The 25,433-nt window shown below is 39.1% G+C and carries 25 protein-coding genes and 3 pseudogenes; 24 read left to right on the forward strand and 4 right to left on the reverse strand.

The window, feature by feature from the left end:
* Positions 1-19: 19 nt before the first annotated feature.
* The 10 genes from glpX to ACTDJC_RS05755 all read left to right on the forward strand — a co-directional run bounded on the left by glpX (position 20) and on the right by ACTDJC_RS05755 (position 9,171).
* Positions 20-985 carry a class II fructose-bisphosphatase gene (gene glpX / locus ACTDJC_RS05710; RefSeq protein ID WP_098310041.1) on the forward strand — a complete coding sequence of 322 codons (966 nt, stop codon included), beginning with the start codon at positions 20-22 and terminating at the stop codon, positions 983-985.
* 279 nt (positions 986-1,264) lie between these two features.
* A complete protein-coding gene (gene rho / locus ACTDJC_RS05715) occupies positions 1,265-2,536 on the forward strand; it encodes a transcription termination factor Rho (RefSeq protein WP_098310040.1) in 1,272 nt (423 codons plus the stop codon).
* Positions 2,537-2,676: 140 nt separating this feature from the next.
* Positions 2,677-2,922: a type B 50S ribosomal protein L31 gene (locus tag ACTDJC_RS05720; RefSeq protein WP_000643433.1), complete on the forward strand. Its 246-nt coding sequence runs from the start codon at positions 2,677-2,679 to the stop codon at positions 2,920-2,922.
* A 111-nt stretch (positions 2,923-3,033) separates the two neighbouring features.
* Positions 3,034-3,618: a thymidine kinase gene (locus ACTDJC_RS05725; protein ID WP_098310039.1), complete on the forward strand. Its 585-nt coding sequence runs from the start codon at positions 3,034-3,036 to the stop codon at positions 3,616-3,618.
* Between the two features lie 142 nt (positions 3,619-3,760).
* Positions 3,761-4,828, forward strand: a complete 1,068-nt coding sequence (gene prfA / locus ACTDJC_RS05730; protein WP_141525065.1) for a peptide chain release factor 1 — start codon at positions 3,761-3,763, stop codon at positions 4,826-4,828.
* Positions 4,828-5,676: a peptide chain release factor N(5)-glutamine methyltransferase gene (prmC, locus tag ACTDJC_RS05735; RefSeq protein WP_440602842.1), complete on the forward strand. Its 849-nt coding sequence runs from the start codon at positions 4,828-4,830 to the stop codon at positions 5,674-5,676. The genes prfA and prmC overlap by 1 nt, the downstream gene beginning before the upstream one ends.
* A 381-nt stretch (positions 5,677-6,057) precedes the next feature.
* Entirely contained in the window at positions 6,058-6,891 is an 834-nt protein-coding gene (gene spoIIR / locus ACTDJC_RS05740) for a stage II sporulation protein R (RefSeq protein WP_098310036.1), read from the forward strand.
* Positions 6,892-6,943: 52 nt separating this feature from the next.
* A complete protein-coding gene (locus tag ACTDJC_RS05745; protein WP_440602843.1) occupies positions 6,944-7,402 on the forward strand; it encodes a mechanosensitive ion channel protein in 459 nt (152 codons plus the stop codon).
* Positions 7,403-7,509: 107 nt separating this feature from the next.
* Complete coding sequence (locus tag ACTDJC_RS05750; protein WP_440602844.1) at positions 7,510-8,553, forward strand: L-threonylcarbamoyladenylate synthase; 1,044 nt, start codon at positions 7,510-7,512, stop codon at positions 8,551-8,553.
* 57 nt (positions 8,554-8,610) lie between these two features.
* Positions 8,611-9,171 (forward strand): manganese efflux pump MntP, encoded by a 561-nt coding sequence (locus ACTDJC_RS05755; protein WP_098310033.1) that lies wholly within the window; start codon positions 8,611-8,613, stop codon positions 9,169-9,171.
* Positions 9,172-9,353: 182 nt separating this feature from the next.
* Here ACTDJC_RS05755 and ACTDJC_RS05760 read toward each other — a convergent pair whose 3' ends face one another.
* From ACTDJC_RS05760 to ACTDJC_RS05775, 4 genes and pseudogenes are all read right to left on the reverse strand, one after another.
* Positions 9,354-9,962 (reverse strand): flavin reductase family protein, encoded by a 609-nt coding sequence (locus ACTDJC_RS05760; RefSeq protein ID WP_440602845.1) that lies wholly within the window; start codon positions 9,960-9,962, stop codon positions 9,354-9,356.
* 316 nt (positions 9,963-10,278) lie between these two features.
* A pseudogene (locus tag ACTDJC_RS05765) lies at positions 10,279-11,004 on the reverse strand (N-acetylmuramoyl-L-alanine amidase); the annotation flags it as partial.
* 210 nt (positions 11,005-11,214) lie between these two features.
* Positions 11,215-14,103 (reverse strand): annotated as a pseudogene (locus tag ACTDJC_RS05770) (PA14 domain-containing protein); the annotation flags it as partial.
* A gap of 545 nt (positions 14,104-14,648) precedes the next feature.
* Complete coding sequence (locus tag ACTDJC_RS05775) at positions 14,649-15,035, reverse strand: DoxX family protein (protein ID WP_253630965.1); 387 nt, start codon at positions 15,033-15,035, stop codon at positions 14,649-14,651.
* 371 nt (positions 15,036-15,406) lie between these two features.
* Here ACTDJC_RS05775 and ACTDJC_RS05780 point away from each other — a divergent pair, with 371 nt between their 5' ends.
* The 14 genes and pseudogenes from ACTDJC_RS05780 to atpA all read left to right on the forward strand — a co-directional run bounded on the left by ACTDJC_RS05780 (position 15,407) and on the right by atpA (position 25,371).
* Positions 15,407-15,904, forward strand: a complete 498-nt coding sequence (locus ACTDJC_RS05780) for a PTS sugar transporter subunit IIA (protein ID WP_098310029.1) — start codon at positions 15,407-15,409, stop codon at positions 15,902-15,904.
* Between the two features lie 250 nt (positions 15,905-16,154).
* Complete coding sequence (locus tag ACTDJC_RS05785) at positions 16,155-16,595, forward strand: low molecular weight protein arginine phosphatase (RefSeq protein ID WP_253630964.1); 441 nt, start codon at positions 16,155-16,157, stop codon at positions 16,593-16,595.
* A 212-nt stretch (positions 16,596-16,807) separates the two neighbouring features.
* Entirely contained in the window at positions 16,808-17,251 is a 444-nt protein-coding gene (gene rpiB / locus ACTDJC_RS05790; RefSeq protein WP_253630963.1) for a ribose 5-phosphate isomerase B, read from the forward strand.
* 66 nt (positions 17,252-17,317) lie between these two features.
* Positions 17,318-17,890 (forward strand): TIGR01440 family protein, encoded by a 573-nt coding sequence (locus ACTDJC_RS05795; RefSeq protein WP_098310026.1) that lies wholly within the window; start codon positions 17,318-17,320, stop codon positions 17,888-17,890.
* A gap of 191 nt (positions 17,891-18,081) precedes the next feature.
* Positions 18,082-19,323 (forward strand): serine hydroxymethyltransferase, encoded by a 1,242-nt coding sequence (gene glyA / locus ACTDJC_RS05800; protein ID WP_141524974.1) that lies wholly within the window; start codon positions 18,082-18,084, stop codon positions 19,321-19,323.
* 634 nt (positions 19,324-19,957) lie between these two features.
* Positions 19,958-20,587: a uracil phosphoribosyltransferase gene (gene upp, locus ACTDJC_RS05805; protein ID WP_020061432.1), complete on the forward strand. Its 630-nt coding sequence runs from the start codon at positions 19,958-19,960 to the stop codon at positions 20,585-20,587.
* A gap of 329 nt (positions 20,588-20,916) precedes the next feature.
* Positions 20,917-21,030 (forward strand): annotated as a pseudogene (locus tag ACTDJC_RS05810) (DUF4024 domain-containing protein).
* Positions 21,031-21,056: 26 nt separating this feature from the next.
* On the forward strand, positions 21,057-21,281 hold the full coding sequence (locus tag ACTDJC_RS05815) for an AtpZ/AtpI family protein (RefSeq protein WP_141524975.1): 225 nt from the start codon (positions 21,057-21,059) through the stop codon (positions 21,279-21,281).
* Entirely contained in the window at positions 21,281-21,673 is a 393-nt protein-coding gene (locus tag ACTDJC_RS05820) for an ATP synthase subunit I (protein ID WP_154710236.1), read from the forward strand. Before ACTDJC_RS05815 ends, ACTDJC_RS05820 begins: the two co-directional genes overlap by 1 nt.
* Positions 21,674-21,680: 7 nt before the next feature.
* Positions 21,681-22,400, forward strand: a complete 720-nt coding sequence (gene atpB, locus ACTDJC_RS05825; protein ID WP_098307123.1) for a F0F1 ATP synthase subunit A — start codon at positions 21,681-21,683, stop codon at positions 22,398-22,400.
* 57 nt (positions 22,401-22,457) lie between these two features.
* Positions 22,458-22,676: a F0F1 ATP synthase subunit C gene (gene atpE / locus ACTDJC_RS05830; protein ID WP_098307126.1), complete on the forward strand. Its 219-nt coding sequence runs from the start codon at positions 22,458-22,460 to the stop codon at positions 22,674-22,676.
* 126 nt (positions 22,677-22,802) lie between these two features.
* Positions 22,803-23,312 (forward strand): F0F1 ATP synthase subunit B, encoded by a 510-nt coding sequence (gene atpF / locus ACTDJC_RS05835; protein ID WP_098307128.1) that lies wholly within the window; start codon positions 22,803-22,805, stop codon positions 23,310-23,312.
* A complete protein-coding gene (locus ACTDJC_RS05840; RefSeq protein ID WP_098307130.1) occupies positions 23,309-23,851 on the forward strand; it encodes a F0F1 ATP synthase subunit delta in 543 nt (180 codons plus the stop codon). Before atpF ends, ACTDJC_RS05840 begins: the two co-directional genes overlap by 4 nt.
* Positions 23,852-23,862: 11 nt before the next feature.
* Positions 23,863-25,371 (forward strand): F0F1 ATP synthase subunit alpha, encoded by a 1,509-nt coding sequence (gene atpA / locus ACTDJC_RS05845; RefSeq protein ID WP_098307132.1) that lies wholly within the window; start codon positions 23,863-23,865, stop codon positions 25,369-25,371.
* Positions 25,372-25,433: the final 62 nt, after the last annotated feature.

Raw genomic sequence — 25,433 nt, forward strand, 5'->3', positions numbered from 1 at the left:
TTAAAGGAGAGGGATTATTGTGGAAAGAAGTTTATCTATGGAATTAGTACGTGTAACAGAGGCTGCAGCGTTATCATCTGCGCGTTGGATGGGACGCGGTAAGAAAGATGAAGCAGATGGTGCAGCAACGTCAGCAATGCGCGACGTATTTGATACAGTACCAATGAAAGGAACAGTGGTAATTGGCGAAGGGGAAATGGATGAGGCGCCGATGCTATATATTGGTGAAAAATTAGGAACTGGATATGGTCCGCGTGTTGATGTAGCGGTTGATCCGTTAGAAGGAACAAATATTGTTGCAGCAGGAGGATGGAATGCGTTAGCTGTTATTGCGGTAGCAGACCATGGAAATTTACTGCATGCACCTGATATGTATATGGAAAAAATTGCAGTTGGCCCAGAAGCGGTTGGTGCTGTCGATATTAATGCACCGGTTATTGATAATTTACGCGCTGTTGCAAAAGCAAAAAACAAAGATATTGAAGATGTTGTAGCAACGATTTTAAACAGACCACGTCACCAAGCAATTATTGAGGAAATCCGTAAAGCGGGAGCTCGCATTAAATTAATTAACGATGGTGATGTAGCTGGTGCAATCAACACAGCATTTGATCGCACAGGCGTTGATATTTTATTCGGATCTGGCGGTGCGCCTGAAGGGGTACTAGCAGCCGTTGCATTAAAATGTTTAGGCGGAGAAATTCAAGGAAAGCTTCTGCCACAAAATGATGCAGAATTACAGCGCTGCAAAAAGATGGGTATCGATGATATTAATCGCATTCTTCGTATGGAAGATTTAGTAAGAGGTGACGATGCAATCTTTGCGGCAACAGGTGTTACGGACGGAGAATTACTGCGCGGTGTTCAATTTAAAGGAAGTACTGGTACAACACACTCCCTTGTTATGCGTGCAAAATCTGGGACAGTTCGCTTTGTTGACGGGCGTCATAGCTTAAGCAAGAAACCAAACTTAGTTATAAAGTAAAACTTCCATTAGTGGGGAGGCTTTATCCTCCGCTGATGGAAAGCTCCCATCAATCGTGATAAAATAAAAAGCGTGCAAAAGATGGGTAGAGCGAAGACAAATTTTCTTGTCTTCGCTTCTTGTATTTGTCTCGCAACGTATTGATTAAAACGAGGTAAAAGGGTTACAATAGTGAATATTACCCTACTTGTACTTATTGCCTTTCATTATTACGTATTTGCCTTCCGTAATTTCCCTTACCCATCTGAAAAGAGAATAATATCAAAGTGTGGTGTCTGAATGAATTTAACAATTTCAGCTTTAGAGAACATGAAATTAAAAGAGTTATATGAGCTTGCGAAAGAATTTAAGATTTCCTATTACAGCAAATTAACAAAGAAAGAGTTAATTTTTGCGATTTTAAAAGCACGAGCAGAAAAAGAAGGTTTCTTTTTCATGGAAGGTGTACTTGAAATTATTCAATCAGAAGGATTTGGATTCTTACGTCCAATCAACTATTCTCCGAGTTCTGAAGATATTTATATTTCAGCTTCGCAAATTCGTCGTTTTGATTTGCGTAATGGAGACAAGGTTTCTGGTAAAGTGCGACCTCCGAAGGAGAATGAACGTTATTTTGGATTGTTGCAAGTTGAAGCAGTCAATGGAGATGATCCAGAATCAGCAAAGGAACGTGTGCATTTCCCTGCGTTAACACCGTTATATCCAAATCGTCAAATGAAATTGGAGACGGAAACGAAGAAACTATCAACACGCATCATGGATTTAATTGCACCAGTTGGGTTTGGTCAACGTGGTCTAATTGTTGCGCCTCCAAAGGCTGGTAAAACGATGCTGTTAAAAGAGATTGCTCACAGTGTTACAACGAATCATCCAGAAGCAGAACTGATTGTACTTTTAATTGATGAACGTCCAGAGGAAGTAACAGATATTGAACGTTCTGTAAAAGGTGATGTTGTAAGTTCTACTTTTGATGAAGTTCCGGAAAATCACATTAAAGTGGCTGAGCTTGTGCTAGAGCGTGCAATGCGCCTTGTTGAGCATAAAAAAGACGTTATCATTTTAATGGATAGTATTACCCGTTTAGCGCGCGCCTACAACCTTGTAATTCCACCAAGTGGACGTACGTTATCAGGTGGTATTGACCCAGCGGCATTCCATCGACCAAAGCGCTTTTTCGGAGCAGCTCGTAATATTGAAGAGGGCGGTAGCTTAACAATTTTAGCAACAGCTCTTGTTGACACAGGGTCTCGTATGGATGATGTCATTTATGAAGAGTTCAAAGGAACAGGAAACATGGAGCTTCATTTAGATCGTTCTTTAGCAGAACGTCGTATTTTCCCAGCTATTGATATTCGTCGTTCTGGTACACGCAAAGAAGATCTATTAATTCCAAAAGAGCATTTAGACAAGTTATGGGGTATTCGCAAAACGATGAGAGATACACCAGACTTCATAGAAAGCTTCTTACGCAAGTTACGTCAAACGAAGACAAATGAAGAATTCTTAAAAAATATCCCTGAAGATTCAAAGAGATATGTCGCGATGAAGTAATGCTAAAAACAGGTAGTTGCAAAATGCAGATAGCCTTGTTATAATTTCATCATGTGCGTTTCATCATTATAGTTGTGATTGCAGCTAACGATGAAAAACTCTGTTTCGAAAATGATTCAGGGCGGAAGGAGATGAAAAGAATGAAAGCAGGAATCCATCCAGATTACAAAAAAGTTGTATTTATGGATACTAACACAGGCTTTAAATTCTTAAGCGGATCTACAAAAGGTTCTAACGAAACTGTCGAGTGGGAAGATGGTAACACTTATCCATTATTAAAAGTCGAGATCAGTTCTGATTCTCACCCATTCTACACAGGACGTCAGAAGTTTGCTACTGCAGACGGACGTGTTGATCGCTTCAACAAGAAATACGGCCTTAAGTAATAACAAACATAAAGCAGGCAAGTGTATATATCCGCTTGTCTGTTTTTTTTGCGAAAATATAAACCTTTACCTACTTACAGTAAGAATAAGTAGACGAAAGGAGGAGCTCTTATGTACGTAATAAATCAAGACGGTTGGATTGAAGTGGTTTGCGGAAGCATGTTTTCGGGGAAATCAGAAGAGCTCATCCGCCGTGTACGCCGGACACAATTCGCAAAGCAAAATGCAATTGTATTTAAACCGTGTATTGATAATCGTTATAGTGAAGAAGATGTTGTGTCTCATAATGGATTGAAAGTAAGAGCAGTTCCTGTTGCGGCTTCAAAAGAGATGTTTGAGCATGTAACAGAAGATATAGATGTTATAGCAATTGATGAAGTGCAATTTTTTGATGGGGACATTGTGGAAGTGGTGCAAGAATTGGCAAACCGCGGCTATCGTGTGATTGTTGCTGGTTTAGACCAAGATTTCCGGGGTCTACCATTTGGACAAGTTCCTCAGCTTATGGCGATTGCGGAGCATGTGACGAAGCTGCAAGCAGTATGTGCTAAATGCGGATCTCCTGCAAGTCGTACGCAACGTTTAATTGATGGGGAACCAGCGTCTTTTGATGATCCTATTATTTTAGTTGCTGCATCAGAATCATATGAACCACGTTGTCGTCATTGTCATGTTGTGCCAATTAAACAGAGATAAAAACTCGCTACATAAGGCGGGTTTTTTTAGAAAATGCGTAGGGGCTGAATGAGCCGTTTGCGTTTTTAAATATAATTTGCGTTTTTTTTGTTATGTACCATATACTATTTGTATTAGAGACTAGGATGTTGAGGTGAATAGTGTGTTAGATCGTTTGCAAGCTGTAGAAGACCGTTATGAGAAGTTAAATGAGCTTTTAAGTGATCCAGAGATTATAAGTGATTCAAACAAACTTCGTGAGTATTCAAAAGAACAATCTGATATACAAGAGACGGTAGAGGTGTACCGTGAGTATAAAGATGCTCGTGAACAATTAAGAGATGCAAAGGCGATGTTAGAAGAGAAGTTAGATGCTGACATGCGTGAAATGGTAAAAGAAGAAGTGTCTGAGCTAGAGGGACAAGAGAAGGAATTATCAGAGCGTCTGAAAATTTTACTTGTTCCAAAGGACCCGAATGATGATAAGAACGTTATCGTAGAGGTTCGTGGTGCTGCTGGTGGTGATGAAGCGGCATTATTTGCTGGTGATTTATACCGTATGTATAGCCGTTATGCTGAGGTGCAAGGTTGGAAAACTGAAATTATCGAAGCGAGTTATACAGAACTAGGTGGATATAAAGAGATTATCTTTATGATCAACGGTAAAGGCGCTTTTGCAAAGTTGAAATTTGAAAATGGTGCGCACCGTGTGCAACGTGTTCCGGAAACAGAATCTGGAGGACGTATCCATACTTCTACAGCAACTGTAGCTGTATTACCGGAAGCAGAAGAAGTAGAAATCGATATTCATGAAAAAGATGTTCGTGTGGATACGTTTGCTTCTAGTGGTCCTGGTGGACAAAGTGTTAATACAACGATGTCAGCGGTACGTTTAACGCATTTACCGACTGGTGTAGTTGTTTCTTGTCAGGATGAAAAGTCACAAATTAAGAATAAAGAAAAAGCAATGAAAGTATTACGTGCACGTGTTTATGATAAGTTTAGACAAGAAGCGCAAGCTGAGTACGATCAAAACCGTAAACAAGCTGTTGGTACGGGAGACCGTTCTGAGCGTATTCGTACGTACAACTTCCCGCAAAACCGTGTTACAGACCATCGAATCGGTTTAACGATTCAGAAGCTGGATCAAATCTTACAAGGTAAGTTAGATGATTTCATCAATGCCTTAGTGATGGAAGATCAGGCGCAAAAGATGGAGGCAGCTGAGTAATGCGTGTCTATGAAGCCCTGAAATGGGCTTCTTCTTTTTTACAAGAAAATGGGCGAGATGAAAATGCGGGAGAAATTGTCCTTTGTCATGTATTAAAGACGAATCGAACAGGTTTAATGATGAACATGCGTGAAGAATTAACGGAAGAACAAGAGCAAACTTTTACAAACTTTATCCACAAGCATGTAGAAGGTATACCTGTTCAGTACTTAATTGGATATGAAATGTTTTATGGACGTCCATTTTTCGTAAATGAAGAAGTACTAATACCAAGGCCAGAAACAGAGGAGCTTGTGCTAGGTGTGCTAACACGTATTCGCCGTAAATTTGGGGATAAGCACGTGCATGTGGCGGACATTGGTACTGGCAGCGGGGCAATTTCGATTACACTTTCTTTAGAAAATCCTCATTTACATGTATACACAGTCGATATTGCTCCGGAATCGATTGAAGTGGCGCAGAAAAATGCAGCAGAATTACAGGCAAATGTAACGTTCTACCACGGTGATTTATTGTCGCCGTTTCAGGAAACGAAGCAAAAGCTAGATGTTGTTGTGTCGAATCCTCCTTATATTCCAGAAGAAGATTGGAGAGGGCTTTCTTCTGTTGTGAAGGAGCATGAGCCAAAGCGTGCGCTTGTTGGCGGTGAAGATGGGCTCAATTTCTATAGACGCTTTATGGAAGAGCTGCCAAAGGTTCTGCAAGAAGAAGCGATTGTTGCTTTTGAGGTAGGTGTGGGGCAAGGAGAAGATGTGCGTGCCCTGCTGCAAGAAACATTCCCGCACGCACATGTCGAGATTGTCTTTGATATTAATGGGAAAGATCGTATGGTCTTTGCGGAAATGTAATTTTAACAGGGGGCTGACCTGAAAATGGACTTTTGTCAGCCCCCTTTAGTGCATCTAGCATGTTGAATATCGTCGAAGGGTCTTTATCCCGCATTAACGGGCAGTAAAGGCTGGAGAAAAGCGGGGAAGAAAACTGCCCGTAAAAGCCCGATTGGTGAGAGCTTTCCATTAGTGAGAAAAGCGTCACTGATGGAAGTTTCACTTTATATCGTGCCGAAGCGCCGATATATCGAAAAAAACGGTCGATATATCAGTGGACATGATCTTAAAAAGAAAAGCGTTTGTATGAATCACCTAAAAAACGAATAGATTCTGAATTTAGTAGTTTAGAAAGAAAAAAACTTGTCTACACTGTTTTACTGAAGGGGCGGTGGAGATAGGATGAAAAAACAAGCGATTGCTTATCTGCTTTTATTATTAATCGGTGCACAAATGGTTGCGCACTTTGGATATATGAAAGTTGATGCAAAGGAACCTGTCGTAATTCCCAAAGAAGCAATTCGATTACGTATTTTGGCTAATAGTGATTCGAAGGAAGATCAAGAGTTAAAACGTAAAGTGCGCGATGAAGTGAAAGCACAAATCGATGGCTGGGTGGCAGATTTAAAATCGTTTGAAGACGCACGTCGTATCATCCGAAGCCGTATTCCGGAACTTGAACAAACAGTGGCGAACACGTTGAAACGAGAAGGCAGTAAGGAAACTTTTACAGTTCAGTTTAATAAGCATATTAAATTTCCAACGAAATTGTATGGGAACTTTATTTATCCAGCTGGAGAGTATGAAGCGGTACTTGTGACAATTGGTAAAGGTGAAGGTGCAAATTGGTGGTGCGTGTTATTTCCTCCAATGTGTTTCTTAGATTTCTCTAGTGGTACAGCTGTGGAGAAAGAAGAGCATGTTGTAAAGGCGGAAACAATTGACGAGGACGATATAGAAGAAAATTATTTGCAAAAGGAAGTTGCAAGAGAAGAAGTAAAACAATCTCTTAAAGCTAAGAAAGAGACAAACATCGCACCTAAACAAAAGGTAAAGGCAAAGGCTATGCGAGAAAACAGGGCTGAGAAAGAATTACAGGAACAAGAAGAAGTAAAGCAAGATGAACCGAGTGCTGTCAAAAAAGAAGAGCACGTGAAGGTAGTAGAAGAAACGGAAGAAAAGCCAAAGGTAAAATTGTTTATCGTTGAAGCATTTGCATCTTTATTTTCAAAATAAGTTCTAAAAGATAATCCCTCCTCATATATAAAAATATGGGGAGGGATTATGTATGAAGCAAATACGTTTTGCTACAAAAACAGATGTAGAAAGATTGCAGGCCTTTTTTGGACAAGCTCATATGAAGGAAGAACGACTAGATCAATTATATGGGAACTTTATGATATTAGAAGAAGAGGGAAAAATTCAAGCGGCCGTTGGATTTGAGCAAGCTGGAACTGATGCGCTTCTTCGCTCTTGTTTATTCACACCTGCTGTGGATAAAGTTACATTCTTACATTTTTTTGAAACGTTTTTGCAGTATATTAAAGAGAAAAGTATTGAGCAATTATATTTACTCACAAAGAGTCCACAGTCGGTTACAATATTTCAGTTTTTCCAGTTTGAAGTTGTGGAAAAGCATGTTGTGTCAGAAGAAATTCAAGCATTAGAACATTTTTGTAAAAATATAAAACAACCAAATGTAATTATACTAAATTGTCAGCTATTCACAAAGTTATCCACTGATTAAATTGATTTATCCACATTTTGTGGATAAATCTTATTTGTCTTTTGGATAAATCTCATAGTAAACTACAAATAACAAGTATTTCATGGCAGAAAAGGACGTGGGAAGAAATGAATACAAAAATGTGGGTTGTGGATAATATTGTGGAAATAAAAAAAGATTATCCACAGTTGCAAGAAGCAGCGCATTTATTACGAGAAAATGAAGCAGTAGCGTTCCCAACTGAAACAGTATACGGACTCGGTGCGAATGCATTAAACGACGAAGCTGTTGCGAAAATTTTTGAAGCAAAAGGAAGACCAAGCGATAATCCGCTTATTGTACATATTGGTACGGAAGAACAATTAGATGGCATTGTGGCTCATATTCCGCCGATCGCGAATGTATTAATGAGGCACTTCTGGCCAGGACCACTAACACTTATTTTCCCGAAAAAAGAAGGGATCTCTGAAAAGGTAACAGCTGGATTACATACAGTGGCAGTTCGAATGCCAGATCATCCGGTAGCATTGGCGCTTATTGAAGCGGCAAATGTACCAGTAGCAGCTCCAAGTGCGAATCGTTCTGGTCGTCCTAGCCCAACGCTCGCTTCTCATGTATATGAAGATTTAAACGGAAAAATTGCCGGTATTGTTGATGGCGGGGCAACTGGTGTTGGTGTTGAATCTACTGTAGTAGATTGTACGAGTGAAATACCGACGATATTGCGCCCAGGCGGTATTACAAAAGAGCAGTTAGAAGAAGTAATTGGAACTGTTTTGTTAGATCCGGCATTAAAGGATGAAACGGAAAAACCAAAATCACCAGGAATGAAATATACACATTATGCACCAAAAGCACCGCTTAGCATTGTTGAAGGTTCGCGTGCATTTATTCAACAACTTGTGGATAACAAAGAGCAAGAGGGTTATAAAGTAGGTGTATTAACAACGGAGGAATATCAGCATGTGTATAAAGCAGAAGTTGTTCTTTCTTGTGGAAAGCGCAGTGATTTAGCGACAGTTGCGACAAAGCTTTATGACGTATTGCGTACATTTGATGCAAGCGGTGTTGATATCATTTTTAGTGAGTCATTCCCAAGCGATGGAATTGGTAGTGCGATCATGAATCGTTTAACGAAAGCTGCAGGTCATCAAATCATCTTCGAAAAATAAATTCTATCTCTCCTCGGACGTGCATATTGTGAAGTAGCAAGTCCGAGGAGGGACATTATGAAGATTGAACATATTATAAGCGAATTGTTGCCGCTGTTTATTATGGCATTTGCACTAGGGCTTGATGCATTTTCTGTCAGCCTCGGTATGGGGATGATTACGCTTAAGCAGCGCCAAATCTTTTATATCGGTATTATAATTGGTATATTTCATATAATAATGCCTTTTATCGGCATAATGCTCGGCCGCTTTTTATCAGAGCAATTTGGTTCTATTACTACAATTGTAGGTAGTATTCTATTAATGGGATTAGGGTTTCACATTGTGTATAGCTCAATGTCTCATGATGATGAGTATAGGAGCGTCCCTGCCGGCGGAAGTTTACTGTTGTTTGCTTTTAGTGTGAGTATGGATAGTTTTTCTGTCGGTTTAAGCCTTGGTATTTACGGAGCACGTACATTTGTAACTATTCTTATATTCGGCGTTGTGAGTATGATGCTCACTTGGATCGGATTGTTAATTGGCCGCAGAGTACAAAGTATTCTTGGAACGTATGGGGAAGTGCTTGGCGGGATTATACTTGTTGGATTTGGGATTAAATTATTATTTTCGGTATGAAGTGAAACAAATAATGTAAGAAAGCCCAGCCATTTATTGTGGCTGGGCTTTCATTTTTAGTTCTATCCAGCTCCAGCGGCTAGAACAGTCGGTGGCTTCGCGTCTTCCGCCGAGGCAAAGAGCGCCTCTATGTCAGAAGCTCCATCCTCCTCCTGTTCTGAGCGAGCCGCTTCCGCTTTTAGTTATGGCCTTACAAGTTCAAATTGTTCCCCAAGTTTTGCGTAATTATGTCCAGCCAGTCGGCTTATTGGTTTTAACCCTTCAGCATGAATGCGTCCATTTTCATATAAGTGCTCAGCGATATGGAAACGCACAATGCGTCCAATTAAGAGATCGCATGCAGGGGAATCTTCTGTTCCGCCTAGCTGAATAGCGCGCTCTAGTATACATTCCATACGGATACTCGCTTCTTTTACCCCCGGTACAGAAATGACATCGCTGTCAATTGGTGTTAGTTTTGCAAGTTCAATCTCACTTTCATTAGGAGGAAGGTTAGCTGCTGTTTCATTGATAGCCTCCGCGTACGATTCGTCAGAAATATGAACGACAAATTCTTCTTTTTCCATCGCGTTTCTTGCTGTATCTTTTGGTTCTCCACCTTTTCGCTGCACAGAAATTGAGATAAGAGGCGGATTAGCAGCAACGATATTAAAGTAGCTAAATGGTGCTCCGTTTAGTACTCCATCATTTGTAACGGTTGTGACGAAGGCAACTGGGCGCGGAATAATGCTTCCTGTTAGTAATTTGTAATTGTCTTTTTCAGTTTGTGCATTTGGATTAATAGACAGCATGTATGTAATCTCCCTTCGAATATCTGTAACACTTCTTTGTTTGTTTACAAGATAGAGGGGGAAAACTCCTGCTGAAAAAATATTTTTTTGCCGATTTTTGTAAAGGGTATGAAACAGTTCCTCACAAGGAATATGGAAACGATTCAAGGGCAGTAAGACCCCAACTTCAAGATTCAGAGAGAGGCGAAGAGGATAGGAGGGGAAATTCACTAAGGGGGTATATATTTAAAAAAACAAAAAGATGACATATGTCATCTTTTTGTTTTTTACGTTCTAAGTTTTTCATTGTTGCATCGAACAAATACAATCTGCTTCATTATAGACGATAGGATGAAACGTTGATGCCTTTCCACTCATAGTAATCTAAAATACCAGAGTAAATTGCTTCTGCAGCACGTTGTCTCCAATATTCAGATCCTAATTTTTCATTTTCTTGCGGATTGTCAATGAAAGCGAGCTCTGTAAGAATGGCAGGCATTGTATTTTCACGAACAACATAAAAATCGCCATCTTTTACACCGCGGTCTGTCGTTTCCATAGCATTTACAAGACGACCTTGTACTTTTTCAGCTAATACACGGCTTTCCTCTGTATTAGGGTTTCCTGCAGTTCTTGATTGCCAGTAGTACGTTTCTGTTCCGTGTGCAGTACCATCGAAGCCATTTGCGTGAATGCTGACAAAAATATCTCCGTTATTTTGTTGTGCAAATTCTACGCGTTTTTGTAGTGATTCGCTAGCGGTATTACCAGGCCGTGAATCTGTTTCACGAGTTAACAGCACTTTAAACGGTGATTTTTGATTAAATAGATCACGAACACGTAAGGAAACATCCAATACAACTGCGTCCTCTGTTATGCCGTCGTTGATACCAGCATGACCATCATCGACACCACCATGGCCCGGATCAATGATGATTGCTTTTCCGTTTAATGGATCTACTTGTAGATCGGTTGCTTGAACCCATCCTGTTTGATCGCCAATGCGAACTTCAATCCAGTTATTTGGATCTTTGCGCAGTACATCAACGGTTGTTCCTTGCTGCAGTGTCCATTTTTTATTATTGGCATATGGATACGGTTCTGTACGGAACTCGTCTGTTGTTCTTGTAATTTGTCCTTTTGTGTTTGCTGCGTAGTTCGTAAAAGGAATATCTTTTGGCAAATCATGTGAATCCTTAACCGGTTCATTATTTTTAGGTAAAATATTCACGCCGTCATATTCAGAACGATTATATGGATGTATTTCTTCCATAAGGTTTGCAATCTTAGTTGCCCACGCAGGATCTGTTGAATAGTTAGCGTTAATATCTTTTACTGTGACCCCTTTATAGCGCCAGTCGCCAGGTTCTAAATAATACGCTCTTACGTAAGAGGCATTATAATTAATACTGTCATTAAACGTATTGAAGTAGCTGGCTAAGCCAAACGGGTCAGAATCTTCAGCACGAAGTCCAAATAGATTATGTTTTCGATAGGCAATTAATGATTTGCCGTACCCCGACTCTAAAATAGCATGAGATGCTAAGAATAGAGCGTTCACACCATATTTGTTTTGTGCGTCAATAAACGCCTGTCCATATCCGATAAGCGGGCTTGTCCCGTTTGTTCTTCGGCTCATATAATTATCAATTTCTTGGGCAGTTACTTTTGAAGGTTTGCGCAAATCTAGCGTTTCATAAGGCTGGCCAATATAGTAATCTAGTGAAAGATTCGCTAAGCCGCTTCCTTCAAAATACTCCACGCGCAGCTTATGATTTCCTTTTGTTAAAGAAATTTTTCCTGTACGTGTACCGTTGTTACTTGCTTCCCAAGAGTTAATAACGGGCTGATCATCTACATAGACGCGAACGCCATCGTCTGCTTTCGCCGAGAATGTATAATTGCCACCTTCAAAGTATTCTGTTTTTGTAAAGCGAGCAGAGAAGTTATCATTTGAAATAAATGGGCTTGGAGAACCATTTTGCCAATTGAAATCAATCTTCTCAATTTTTTGTAAGGCGTTATTGCCACCAAGAATAATAGGATCGCCTTGAAGATTCGTATTGTTATAGATCTCACCGAGCCAAGTAGACGAATTTTGTACAGTACTGTAAGGTTCAATGCTAAATTCTACGCGACTTTGGCCTGTTTGTTCTAAATATTGTACTTCAACTAAATGCGTATCTGGTTGATTGGCTTTACCAAATGCCCAGGCAGCAGTTCCATCAGAAATATGAATTTTCTTCGCGTATTCTGTAAATCCTGATGGTCCCCAACGATCAAGGACAAGTTTCCCATCAATAAAGACACGAATCCCATCATCAGCGCGCCCGCGAATGACGTAATCTCCAGCAGATAAACGTTTTACCGTTGTGTAACGAGCGGAGAAGTTGTCGGCCGGCACTTTAGAAGTTGGAGCGCCGATACCATTATTTTCAGCGAGTTGCTTCGTATCCCCTTGTGGCGTTAGTACTTTTGCATCGACAGGATAGCCGTTTAAATTAGTATTTGGGTAATAATAAGCTAGCCAAGAATCGAATGGTACAATATCAGAAAAGATAGCTGCTTGACCGCTATTTTCATAGAAGTCAGTTCGAATTTTATGATCCCCTTGCGGTACATTTGTCACGATAGTACGATCGATTTGTCCAGGAACATCATACCAACGGTCAATTACTTGTTTCCCGTCAAAAGAAACTTTGACGCGATCATCAGCTAACGTATGTATAAAGTAATCACCGGCAGCCAGCTGCCTAGATTGATCAAAAGTCGCTGTGAAATCATCTTCTGTTTGATCGGGTGTAGGACTTCCATATCCCCAATTATAATGAACATCTCCGCCTGTTTGAGAAAAAGGTCCAGGAGATTTTTTATAATCGAATTGAAGATTGGCTTTTCCGCTTTGTTCCATATATTCAACAGTAATTTTATGTTCTCCAGCTGACAATGGTACTTTTACTTTGCGAGTTTCACCGTTACTAGCATTCCAAGAATCGATTACAACTTTGTTATCAACGTAAACACGCACACCATCGTCTGCTTTCGCCGTGAATAAATATTCACCTTGTTCAAACTTATCTACCTTAGTAAAGCGGGCAGAAAAATTATCGTTTGAGATAGCTTTATGCGGTGAGTTGTCTTCCCAATTAAAGTTGATTGTGTTTAACTTTTCTGAAGAATTCGCTCCGCCGATAACAACAGCGTCACCTTTTAACTCTTTGTTATTATAGAATTCGCCGAGCCAACTAGTTGATTTTGTTGCTTCGCTGTAAGGTTCAATTTGAAAATCTACTTGGCTGTTTCCGCCTTCTTCTAAGTATTGCACTTCAACTAGATGGGTATCTGTTTGATTGGTTTTACCAAATGCCCATGCTGCAGTTCCATCATTAATATGGATTTTTCGAGCATCTTCCTGTAACCAACCGGATCCCCAGCGGTCAAGAACAAGTTGTCCATCAATAAAGACACGAATACCATCGTCTACTTTTCCGCGAATGATATAATCTCCAGCAGGTAATCGCTTTACTGTCGTATAGCGAGCAGAGAAATTATCTGCGGGCACTTTTGGTGTTGGTGAACCAATTCCATTGTTTTGGAACAGCTTCTTTTCTGTTCCTGTTGGAGGAATCACTTTTGCGTCTACTGGATAACCCTCTAAATTTTTGTTCGGATAATAGTAGGCTAACCAGTGATCAAATGGAACAATGTCAGAGAAAACCGCTGCTTGACCAGTATTTTCATAGAAATTTGTTTGTAACTTATAAGTTCCCGCTTTTACATTTGTTATAAGTGCACGATCAATTTGTCCACCAGCATCATACCAACGATCAATTACCGGTGTCCCGTTAAAGGAAACTTTGATACGATCATCAGCTAACGTATGTACGAAGTAGTCTCCAGCTGATAATTGTTTTGATTGATTAAAGATGCCGGTAAAATGGTCCGCTGAAATGTCGGATCTTGGACTTTGATATCCCCAGTTGTAATGTACATCTCCATCATTTTGGGTAAATGTATCATTGCTCGCAGCATGTGCAATAAATGGGGTTAGAAAAAAACCAACTGCTATGATTGGAGCATACCATTTTTTATTCACTTTTTTTTTCTTATCTCCCTTCTCTAAAATAAACTCGAACTTTATCAATCTACCATAATCTTGCATGGAAAGGTATACAAATAATAGTTTTGTAATATTAGGCTTAAAGCTTCAGCATTTATCATAACTTGATCCAAGCATATGCAGTCTGTTCTGGGGAACATGGGGAATTTTTGAAAGAAAATAATTGTAAAGCTTCTTTAATAAATGTTTGTGCAGGATAAAATTTTTAGCGATGATGTTGTTTTCTTATAAAAAACTGAACGACCTTTGAATAATGAATTTTTGTATTATCAGTAGCTATGGGAATAAATTTATTTTCGAATTGGTTTCATGCATACTGAAGGAATGCTAAAAAAGCTTCTTTACATATATGAAGAAGCTTTTTCGTGGTGTGCTCAGCGTGTATATATTCTCTAGGGTTCAAGTTCCGCGTCGTGAAGGCATTACGACTAGCTTAAGACAAGGGTGTCTGTTGCAACGAACCCCCAAAACTAAACGGAGGAGTAAAGCTATTAGGTAAAAATATTATTAATACTAATTGAAGGAAAAAAATCCCTCACAATTGTGAGGGACTGAGTTGATAAATATCTCGAATTCAAGATAATAAGTTAAATTAAAGTGTAAGCGCCAGGTCCAATAAGAGCAACGCCAACTGCAACTGCGATTAAGATAAGGTTATATTCAAAACCGTTTTGTGTAACCCAGTAACCATTTTTACCATGAACTGTGAAGATAGCCATTAACATTGTACCGACAATAAATAGAGCACCTACCCAAGTGAAAATACCAGCAGCAAATAAGAAACCACCTAGTAATTCAGTTGCCCCAGCCATAAACGCCATAAATACTCCTGGTCGTAAGCCGATTGATTCCATCCAGCCGCCAGTACCTTTTAAACCATAGCCGCCAAACCAGCCGAATAGTTTTTGAGCACCATGTCCCATGAATGTAACCCCAATAATAAGACGAATAATAAGAAGACCAATGTTCATCATTTTATAATACCTCCTAAAAAGTTATTTACTTATCTTATGTAAGTAATAATAAAATAGTTACTTATTTTAGTCAAGTAACTTTAATAAAAAATAAAAAGAAATTTTACAAATGGTAAACGAAAAAATAATTATGTTGTTAAGACTTCTAGACAACTGGAGAAAAAAAGGCTTAAATAGAGATGAAGAAGTTCACTTCTTTCCATTTGAATTCAGACTGTCTGAATTGACTGGAATTTTGCAAGGCGATACAATAAGGGTCTAATTGACAACTCTCTTTTTTATATCGAAAACGTTTTATGCTAGTAAAGCGAAGGGTTGTAATTATTGAGCTCAAGTGTATTGTAAGTAAGGAATATAAGGAGGATTATCCTATGTTTAAGAAATTATTTGGTCTTGGTTCTAAAACAAATGCAGAAACAATCGTAGCTCCATTAACTGGAGAAGTGAAAAATATTGAAGAAGTGCCAGATCCAGTATTCGCTGGCCGTATGATGGGAAATGGTGTTGCAATCGATCCAACTGAAGGTGTAGTAGTGTCTCCAGTAGACGGTGAAATCGTGCAATTATTCCACACAAAACATGCTGTAGGTATTAAATCGAAAAATGGTGCAGAGATTTTAATCCACGTTGGATTGGAAACTGTAACAATGGCAGGCGAAGGTTTCGAAGCACATGTAGCTGAAGGACAAACTGTTAAAGTTGGCGATAAATTAATCTCTTTCGACTTAGAATTAATTCGTGAAAAAGCAAAAAGCACAATTACACCAATCGTTATTACGAACACAGATGCAACAGCATCTATTGAAACAACTATAGGCGTAACAGCTGCAAAAGGTTCAACAGGAGTAATGAAAGTAACAATGAAATAATCGTTTTGATTGATAAGGAATCCATTTCATATTTGAAGTGGATTCCTTTTTTGTGGATGAAAGAATAACAGTAGATTTTTTTCTGCCCTGTATTACTATATTGTGGCCACTTGGAAATAGAGTTTCACATGTGTAATGAGAGCACATTTCTTCTAGAAGAAATGCGTTTTTCTATATATACATTTCTTTTTTTCATTATCATTGTGCGTTATGATGAAAATAGATATTCATCATAAGGAGTTGGTGTTTGGTGAAGCGAGTATTATTCGTTTGTACAGGCAATACATGCCGCAGTCCGATGGCAGAAGCGTTATTACGGCATCATGGAGAAAAGCATTTTGAAGTGCAATCTGCGGGCGTATTTGCCGCAGTGGGCAGTGATGCATCTGCGCATGCTAAAAGTGCGTTAGAAGAAAAAGGAATTTCAATTGCACATGCTTCTCAGCAAGTGACGGAAGAGTTGCTAGAGTGGTCTGATGTTGTATTAACAATGACAACGGGACATAAGCAGCTTTTACTGGCCCATCATCCAGAAGTAAACGGAAAAGTGCATACATTATATGAATTTGTAGAAGGTACAAATAAGGACATTTCTGATCCTTTTGGCGGCTCGCTTGCTATTTATAAAGCAACGCTGGAAGAAATGGAACAACTTGTACAAACTTTGCTGAAAAACCATTCAGAAAGTTAATGTTTCGTGTATAATACGATATTGGAGATTATATCGATTTAACGGGTAATATATCTCATATCTCAAAGGTTTGAGATGGGGTCAACTGTTCAGTTCATTGTTAGTGGGGGAGAAGAGAAACCCGCTGGCATGTGCCCGATTGGTTCAACTAACTATTCGGAGAAAAAGCATCTCCGAACGGAAGTTTCACTTTATATTTGGAGGGGTTTGGAATGAAAGTAGTAGTAGCATCTGATCATGGCGGATTGAACATTCGCAAAGAAATCGTAAATTTATTAGAAGAGTTAAATATTGAATATATTGATTTAGGTTGTGAGTGCGAAGCGGGTTCTGTAGATTACCCTGATTTTGCATTCCCGGCGGCAGAAATGGTTGCAAGTGGTGAGGTAGACCGCGGTATTTTAATTTGCGGAACAGGCATTGGTATGTCAATTGCAGCAAACAAAGTACATGGCATTCGCTGCGCATTAGTACATGATACATTTAGTGCAAAAGCAACGAGAGAACATAACGATACGAACATGTTAGCAATGGGTGAGCGTGTAATCGGAGCTGGATTAGCACGTGACATCGCGAAAATTTGGTTAACAACGGAGTATGAAGGCGGTCGTCACGAGAATCGTGTAGGGAAAATTAAAACATACGAAGCGAAGTAATCGTATTCTAACTTCTAGTAAGAGTTAATATAATTTGTTGAACCTACCTGCGAAAGGAAGAGCGTAATGAATGAAATATTACAATTGAAAGAGCAGTTGCAAACAGCGCTTTCTGAGTTTCAAGAGCAAGCTTCGCTGCGAAATGGAAACATTTTTGTTGTGGGCTGCAGTACGAGTGAAGTACTAGGTGAAAGAATTGGAACATCGGGAACGATGGAAGTAGCGGAAGCGATTTTTTCTGCGTTAAAACAATTTCAAGAGCAGTGTGGTATTGCGTTAGCGTTTCAATGCTGTGAACATTTAAACCGTGCTTTAGTCATAGAAAGAGAAATCGCAGAGAAGCACCAGTTCGAAATTGTAAATGTTACGCCTGTCAGATCAGCAGGTGGGGCTCTTGGAACATATGCATATCATAATATGAAAGATCCTGTTATCGTAGAGTTCGTAAAAGCAGATGCGGGTATTGATATTGGAGATACGTTCATTGGTATGCATTTAAAACATGTAGCTGTGCCTGTACGCACACGTGTAAAAGAAATTGGGCATGCGCATGTAACGATGGCAAAGACGCGTCCGAAGTTAATTGGCGGGGCGCGTGCAGTATATGCCGTAAAAGAGGAAACGTTTACTTGTAGTTAAGTCATAAATTTACAATAAAAAAAAGACCAGATTCGGTCTTTTTTTTCTTTTATCATGTGTAGAGTCGTGTTAGAATGTAGTTGAAAACATGAAGGTTTAGAAGAATTACAACTGGAATTTTCGTTTTTTCTTGCAAAATGGAGAAAAAATATCGGGAATAGATGTAATTCGTTCAGAAAAGGGGGATTTTGATGGAGCATTTAAAACGTCAAGATGAAAAGGTGTTTGCTGCAATTGAATTAGAATTAGGAAGACAGCGTTCAAAAATCGAGCTTATTGCATCTGAAAACTTCGTAAGCCAAGCCGTAATGGAAGCACAAGGTTCTGTATTAACGAACAAGTATGCAGAAGGATATCCAGGGAAACGTTATTACGGTGGTTGTGAGCATGTGGATATCGTAGAAGATATCGCACGTGACCGCGCAAAAGAAATTTTTGGCGCAGAGCACGTAAACGTTCAACCGCATTCTGGTGCACAAGCAAATATGGCTGTATACTTCACAATTCTAGAGCAAGGTGACACAGTGCTTGGTATGAACTTATCTCACGGCGGTCACTTAACACACGGAAGCCCTGTTAACTTTAGTGGTGTACAATACAACTTCATCGAATACGGTGTAGATCCTGATACACATCACATCAATTATGAAGATGTATTAGAAAAAGCGAAAGAGCATAAGCCGAAATTAATCGTTGCGGGTGCTAGTGCGTATCCTCGTGTAATTGATTTCAAAAAATTCCGTGAAATCGCTGATGAAGTTGGCGCATATTTAATGGTAGATATGGCACATATCGCGGGGCTTGTAGCAGCTGGCTTACACCCAAATCCAGTACCATACGCTGATTTTGTAACAACAACAACTCATAAAACATTACGCGGACCACGCGGTGGTATGATTTTATGTAAAGAACAATTTGCAAAACAAATTGATAAATCCATCTTCCCTGGTATTCAAGGCGGACCGCTTATGCACGTAATCGCTGCAAAGGCAGTTGCATTTGGAGAAGCATTGCAGGATGACTTCAAAACATATGCACAAAACATTATCAACAACGCAAGTCGTTTAGCAGAAGGTCTGCAAAAAGAAGGTATTACACTTGTTTCTGGTGGCACGGACAACCACTTAATTTTAATGGATGTTCGCAATTTAAACATTACTGGAAAAGTTGCAGAGCATGTATTAGATGAAGTTGGTATTACAACAAACAAAAATACAATTCCATTTGACCCAGCTAGCCCATTTGTAACAAGCGGAGTTCGTATTGGAACTGCAGCTGTAACATCAAGAGGCTTTGGACTTGCTGAAATGGATGAAATTGCATCCATTATCGCTTACACATTAAAAAATCATGACAATGAAGCAGTACTAGAAGAAGCACGCGTGCGTGTAAATGCTTTAACAAATAAATTCCCAATGTATAAAGAGCTATAAGAGAAAAAAGCTGTTGAAACATATTGTTTCAGCAGCTTTTTTTGTTAAATTCTTGATATAGTGTTTATCCTTCTATTCGCGGGTAGTGAGCCCCACTCGCTGATAGAAGTTTCACTTTATCCCGCAGTAAGACCCCACCTCAAGATTCAGAGAAAATCGAAGAAGATAGGTAGGGGATAACTGCTGGCATGTGCCTGATTGGTTCAACTAACCATCAGTGGGGGATGAAAAAAACACTGATGGAGGTTTCACTTTACTAAAAGATAAACTTTTCATGTGTGTGTAATGAAAGTCTTGTTTATTTCGTACATTTATCATCTTCTTATGGAATATGTTTTAGTTGAAAAAGAAAAGAAAAAACATTATTTAACAGATTTTCCACAAAAATATTACACATGAGAAAGAAGAGCATGCAAAGCATCCTATGTATGTATACAAATCATGAATATATTTTAAATATATAATGAAGGATTTCGTTTCCATAATTGGTAAGGCTATTCTTGATAGAGAGAAGAAGCATTTGAAATTTTGCCAAATTCACCCTTGAATATTAGTGGCGTTTTCTTTACAATCGTACATAGTGTAAAAAACGGCGTGTCCTCACGCATCAATATCATCTGAAGGAGAGATTCACATGGGAAAATTGTATGTTTTTGATCACCCTTTAATTCAGCATAAGATTACATATATTCGCGATAAGAATACAGGAACGAAAGAATTTCGTGAGCTAGTAGATGAAGTAGCAAGCTTGATGGCGTTTGAAATTACACGCGATCTTCCGCTTGAAGAAATTGAAATTGAAACACCTGTAAGTAAAGCGAAAACAAAAGTGATTGCAGGTAAGAAGCTTGGTTTAATTCCTATTTTACGTGCGGGCTTAGGAATGGTAGATGGAATTTTGAAACTAATTCCAGCGGCGAAGGTAGGTCATATCGGTTTATATCGCGATCCAGAAACATTACAACCTGTAGAATACTATGTGAAACTTCCAACTGATGTAGAAGAACGTGACTTTATCGTACTTGATCCAATGTTAGCAACAGGCGGATCTGCATCAGAAGCAATTACTTCTTTAAAGAAGCGCGGTGCGAAACATATTAAATTAATGTGTATCGTTGGTGCTCCAGAAGGCGTAAAAGTTATTCAAGAAGACCATCCTGATGTAGATATTTACGTTGCTGCATTAGATGAAAAATTAAACGATCATGGATATGTTGTACCAGGTCTTGGAGATGCTGGTGACCGTTTATTCGGAACGAAGTAAGACAACAGACGAGAAGGATACTTTCTCGTCTGTTTCTTTATGCAACATAACATACAGTCCAATTGCATATAATATAGAAACTTCTACTTGAGAAAGTTATATTACAGAAGGAAAACGTTATATTAGGAAAAGTTAATAGTGACAAATGTGTGAACTTTTTCTTCCATTATAAAGAGAAAAGGTCTAGAAATTAGACGTTTATTAACAGTATTTTGAAGGGGAACGTTTTCATTTCTGTCAATAAATGACTAATACTCAAATTTTTTGATTTTTTTCGATTTGACGTTGACACTGTTTAATACCCTATTGTATGCTAACAACGGGGATAGATGGTAGGGTTTTCATTGACAATTTTTCATCTATTCAGTGACGAAAAAGTTAACTTTTTTATTTGACTAGGATTTATACAAAAAAATGAGTTATTATTAACGCATAGTGAATGAGGCTTTACATATGGAGGGATGAATCCTTGGAGGAAAACAAGCGTAGTCCATTTAAGGCATATGCTTTAATGACCGGAATTCTTTCTCAGCTCGTTGGTGCTATTTTAGTTGGAATTTTTGGCGGGCAATGGATTGATAGTAAGCTTGGAACGTTTCCTTTATTCCTAGTAATCGGTTTATTACTAGGTCTTGGAACAGGGGTTTATGCTATGATTCGACTCATTCGACACTTTTATTCAGGAGAGCAATGATGATAGAAGTACATGAACTTGTCCAAAGACAAAAGAAATATATGTACAACCTTCTCGCACTCTTTGTATTAGGATGGGGCTTTACCTCATACAAAGATGTCTTTCTGGGGCTGATTATCGGAACGATTTTCGGTTTTCTTAGTTTGCGCATCGTTGCACACAAGACGGACAGGCTGTTAGATCGCGTTACACAAGGAGCAAATGTAAAGTATAAAGCGACCGCAGTGAGTACATATTCGAGATTAGCCACGATAGGGTTATTAATTATATTTGCAGCGAAATATCAATATTTAATAGCGATGTGGAGCTTAGGAGTAGGATTGCTGACAGGATATCTTGTCATGATCATAGATTTTCTTTATCTACAATATAAGAGCAGGGAAGAGAGGTGAATTACTAGTGGAACACGGTAAATTAGTTGAATTTCTAGGTTTAACGTTCGACTTGTCCGCTGTTATGATGACGACTGTTGCGGCAGTAATCGTATTTATCATTGCTATGATTTGTACACGTCGCTTAGCCTTACGTCCAACAGGAATGCAAAACTTCCTTGAATGGATTATGGACTTCGTGAAGGGTATGATCAATAGTACGATGGATTGGCAAACAGGCGGACGATTTTTAACGCTTGGAGTTACACTCATTATGTACATATTTGTAGCAAACATGCTCGGTTTGCCGCTCATGCTTACGGTAGCTGAGGGTGGTGAGCACCTTGCAGGTTGGAGATCTCCAACGTCTGACCCAGCAGTTACTCTAACATTAGCCGTGATGGTAGTTGCCCTCACCCATTATTATGGAGTTAAGATGAAGGGTACGAAAGAATATTTAAGAGGCTATTTTCAACCAATGAAATTCTTATTCCCGTTAAAGGTGATTGAGGAATTTGCTAATACATTGACGTTAGGTCTTCGTTTATTTGGTAACATCTATGCTGGTGAGATTTTATTAACATTACTTGCTCAGTTAGGTGCAAGCGGTGTGTTTGGCGCGTTAGGTGCTGTTCTGCCGATGTTAGCATGGATGGGCTTCAGTATTTTCGTAGGTGCTATCCAGGCATTTATCTTTACAATGTTAACGATGGTGTACATGGCTCATAAAGTAAGCCACGACCATTAATATATTTAAAGTAAGTACAAAATTTATTTTTTAATGATAAAAAGGAGGACTTTTAAAATGAGTTTAGGTGTAATCGCAGCTGCAATCGCAATTGGTTTATCTGCATTAGGTGCTGGTATTGGTAACGGTCTTATCGTATCTCGTACAGTTGAGGGTGTTGCTCGTCAACCAGAATTACGTGGTCAACTTCAAACAATTATGTTCATCGGGGTAGCGTTAGTTGAGGCGCTTCCAATTATCGGTGTAGTAATCGCGTTTATCGTATTAAACAAATAAGGGATAGCTCCCCTTACAATAAGTGGCGAAGATCGTTTTGGGACCTTCTTCGCCATTGCTTTATGAATGAAACATTACTTGTCTTTTCATTTATTTAATTTAGATTTTTGAAGGGAGTGAATCCTTGTGCCAACTCTATTATTAGGAGCTGCTGCTGTTCCATACGGAACGGTACTTTATACATTAGTCGTTTTCCTAATTCTATTAGCACTGCTTCGTAAATATGCATTTGGACCTTTAATGGGAATTATGAAGGAACGTGAAAATCATATTTCTAGCGAAATCGACGCTGCAGAAAAGAACAATGCAGAGACGAAAAAGTTAGTAGAAGAACAACGTGAAATGTTAAAACAATCACGTGTTGAAGCGCAAGAATTGATTGAGAGAGCGAAAAAGCAAGCAGAGGATCAAAAAGAAAGTATCATTGCTGCTGCAAAAGAAGAAGCAGTATCTATTAAAGAATCTGCTGTACAAGAAATTCAACGCGAAAAAGAGCACGCGATTGCTGCTCTGCAAGAACAGGTTGCTTCTTTATCTGTACAAATTGCTTCTAAAGTAATGCAAAAAGAATTGAAAGAAGAAGATCAAGTTCAATTAATTCGCGATTATATTAAAGAGGTAGGAGAAGCGCGATGAGCAATGAGATTGTAGCTAAACGTTATGCTGTCGCTCTTTTTCAAATCGCAAAAGATAAACACGCACTAGAAATGTTTGAGGAAGAACTGCGCCTTGTACAAAGTATTTTTGTAAGTAGTAAAGAACTACATACTTTTTTAGGACAACCAAGCATTTCAAAAGAAGAGAAAAAACAATTCCTTTCTAACGTGTTTTCTACTGTTTCTCAACCAATTTTAAACACGTTATATATTTTAATCGATAATCATCGCGAAACATTAGTGCCTGAAATTGTAGATACGTATGTTGCACTTGCAAACGAAGAGCGTAACGTAGCTGATGCAATTGTTTACTCTACTCGTTCTTTATCAGAAGATGAGAAGCTTAGCATTGCAGAAGTATTTGCAAAGAAAACAGGAAAAGATGCAATTCGCGTTCAAAATGTTGTAGATGAAAATTTACTAGGCGGTATTAAAGTACGCATTGGAAACCGCATTTACGACGGCAGTTTACAAAGAAAGTTAGCACGTATCCAGCGTGAACTTATGAAGAATAGATAGGGGTGAAGCGCATGAGCATCAGAGCTGAAGAAATTAGCGCACTGATAAAGCAACAAATTGAAAACTATCAATCTGAGATCGAAGTTAGCGATGTTGGTACAGTTATTCAAGTTGGTGACGGTATTGCACGTGCTCATGGTCTTGATAACGTTATGGCTGGTGAACTTGTTGAGTTCGCTAACGGCGTTATGGGACTAGCACAAAACTTAGAGGAAAATAACGTAGGTATCATTATTTTAGGACCTTATACTGAAATTCGTGAAGGTGACGAAGTACGTCGTACAGGTCGCATCATGCAAGTACCAGTAGGGGAAGAATTAATCGGCCGTGTTGTAAACCCATTAGGTCAACCAGTAGACGGTTTAGGCCCAATTAATACAACAAAAACTCGTCCAATCGAAAGCCCAGCACCAGGTGTAATGGACCGTAAATCTGTTCATGAGCCACTTCAAACTGGTATTAAAGCGATTGACGCTCTTGTACCAATTGGTCGTGGACAACGTGAGTTAATCATCGGTGACCGCCAAACTGGTAAAACAGCTGTTGCACTTGATACAATCTTGAACCAAAAAGATCAAGATATGGTTTGTATCTATGTAGCGATCGGACAAAAAGAATCTACAGTTCGTAACGTAGTTGAAACATTACGTAAGCACGGTGCATTAGAGTACACAATCGTTGTAACTGCATCTGCTTCTCAACCTGCTCCATTATTATACTTAGCTGCATATGCTGGTGTAACAATGGGTGAAGAGTTCATGTACAACGGCAAACATGTATTAGTTGTATATGATGACTTATCTAAACAAGCAGCTGCATACCGTGAGCTGTCATTACTATTACGTCGTCCTCCAGGTCGTGAAGCATATCCAGGGGATGTATTCTACTTACACTCCCGCTTACTAGAGCGTGCGGCAAAATTAAGTGATGCAAAAGGCGCTGGTTCTTTAACAGCATTACCTTTCATCGAAACACAAGCAGGGGACGTATCAGCTTACATCCCAACAAACGTAATCTCTATCACAGATGGACAGATTTTCTTACAATCTGATCTATTCTTCTCTGGTGTACGTCCAGCGATCGACGCAGGTACTTCTGTATCTCGTGTTGGTGGTGCGGCTCAGATCAAAGCGATGAGCAAAGTATCTGGTACACTTCGTCTTGACCTTGCATCTTATCGTGAATTAGAAGCGTTCGCTCAGTTCGGTTCTGACCTTGATAAAGCAACACAAGCGAAATTAAACCGTGGTGCACGTACAGTAGAAGTATTAAAACAAGGCTTACATAAGCCATTAAAAGTAGAGAAGCAAGTTATGATTCTTTACGCATTAACACGCGGATTCTTAGATGATATCCCAGTAGCGGACATCACTCGTTTCGAAGAGGAGTTCCATGCTTGGTTAGATACGAATGCAGCTGAATTATTAACTGAAATTCGTACAACAACAAAACTTGCTGAAGACGAAAAAATGGCAGCAGCTATTAACGGCTTCAAAAAAGTTTTCGTAGCATCTGAATAATAATAAAAAGCAGAGCCGGCTCTTGTAGCCGCTCTACTTGAATATAGAAACAGGCAACTCTT

The sequence above is a fragment of the Bacillus sp. GB_SG_008 genome (genome assembly GCF_052038115.1).
Taxonomy (GTDB): Bacteria; Bacillota; Bacilli; order Bacillales; family Bacillaceae_G; genus Bacillus_A; species Bacillus_A rhizoplanae.